This is a genomic window from Streptomyces sp. NPDC002690, from assembly GCF_053592415.1.
In genome coordinates, this window is sequence record NZ_JBSFVR010000710.1 from 1 (window position 1) to 1536 (window position 1536).

Sequence of the window (1536 nt, forward strand, 5' to 3'; positions counted from 1 at the left end):
CATCGGGTGGGCGGCCGTACCGCTCGGTGAACTCCACGACACCCTCGCCCGCAAGGCCCTCGACTCCGCCGGGGTGCGCACCCGACTGCGCGCCAAGGCCACCTCGCTCGCCCGGACCCAGGACGGCACCTGGACGGTGGAGACCGAGAACGAGCGGATCGAGGCCGACGTCGTCGTCCTCGCCCTCCCGCAACGGGAGACCCACGCACTGCTGCCCGCCGGAGCCATCGAGGACCAGGACCGGCTGCTCGCCATCGAGGATGCCCCCATCCTCAACGTCCACGTCGTCTACGACCGCAAGGTGCTGCGCCGGCCGTTCTTCGCCGCGATCGGCTCGCCGGTCCAGTGGGTCTTCGACCGCACCGAAACCTCCGGACTCCGGGGCGGCGGCCAGTACGTCGCGCTGTCGCAGTCCGCCGCCGGGGACGAGATCGACCTGCCCGTGGCCGAACTGCGCGCCCGTTACCTGCCCGAACTGGAGCGCCTCTTCCCTGCGGCGAGGAGCGCGGGCATCCGCGACTTCTTCGTCACCCGCGAGCGCACCGCGACCTTCGCGCCGACCCCCGGCACCGGGCGACTGCGCCCCGGAGCCCGTACCCGGCTGCCGGGACTCGCCCTCGCGGGCGCGTGGACGGCGACCGGATGGCCCGCCACCATGGAGGGCGCCGTCCGCAGCGGAACCACCGCCGCCACAACAGCGCTCCAGGGGCTCAGGAGCCTCGAAGAACATCCGCTGCAGGAGGCGGCATGAGCAGTACCACCGGAACAAGAGGAGAGTCAGTGACCCCGGCGAATCCGGCTTTCGACACCGTGGCGGACACCACGGACGTCACCGCGCTTCTGGAGCGCGGACGGGCCCTGTCAGCGCCGGTGCTGCGGGCTGCCGTGGACCGGCTCGCGCCGCCCATGGACACCGTCGCCGCCTACCACTTCGGCTGGATCGACGCCGACGGGCAGCCCGCCGCGGGAGACGGCGGCAAGGCCGTGCGCCCCGCGCTCGCACTGCTGTCGGCCGAGGCCGCCGGCGCCCCCGCCGAGGCCGGCATCCCCGGCGCGGTGGCGGTCGAACTCGTGCACAACTTCTCGCTGCTGCACGACGACCTGATGGACGGCGACGAGCAGCGCCGCCACCGCGACACGGTCTGGAAGGTGCACGGCCCGGCCCAGGCGATCCTCGTCGGCGACGCGCTGTTCGCGCTGGCCAACGAGCTCCTCCTGGAACTCGGCACCGTCGAGGCGGGGCGCGCGGCGCGCCGCCTGACCACCGCCACCCGCAAGCTCATCGACGGCCAGGCGCAGGACATCTCCTACGAACACCGCGAGCGGGTCACCGTCGAGGAGTGCCTGGAGATGGAGGGCAACAAGACCGGCGCCCTCCTCGCGTGCGCCGTCTCCATCGGTGCGGTGCTCGGCGGTGCCGACGACCGCACCGCCGACACCCTGGAGTCCTACGGCTATCACCTGGGCCTCGCCTTCCAGGCCGTCGACGACCTGCTCGGCATCTGGGGCGACCCGGAGTAGATCTGAATATCGTCG

At 72.7% G+C, this 1536-nt stretch carries 1 protein-coding gene and 1 pseudogene; both read left to right on the top strand.

What is annotated here, in order from left to right; all coding sequences use genetic code 11:
- Nucleotides 1–751 (top strand): FAD-dependent oxidoreductase (locus tag ACWD3D_RS36905; protein WP_451464998.1); only part of this gene is annotated, 751 nt, incomplete at its 5' end.
- A pseudogene (locus ACWD3D_RS36910) lies at nt 748–1518 on the top strand (polyprenyl synthetase family protein); the annotation flags it as partial. The gene ACWD3D_RS36905 and the pseudogene ACWD3D_RS36910, both read left to right, overlap by 4 nt.
- Nucleotides 1519–1536: the final 18 nt, after the last annotated feature.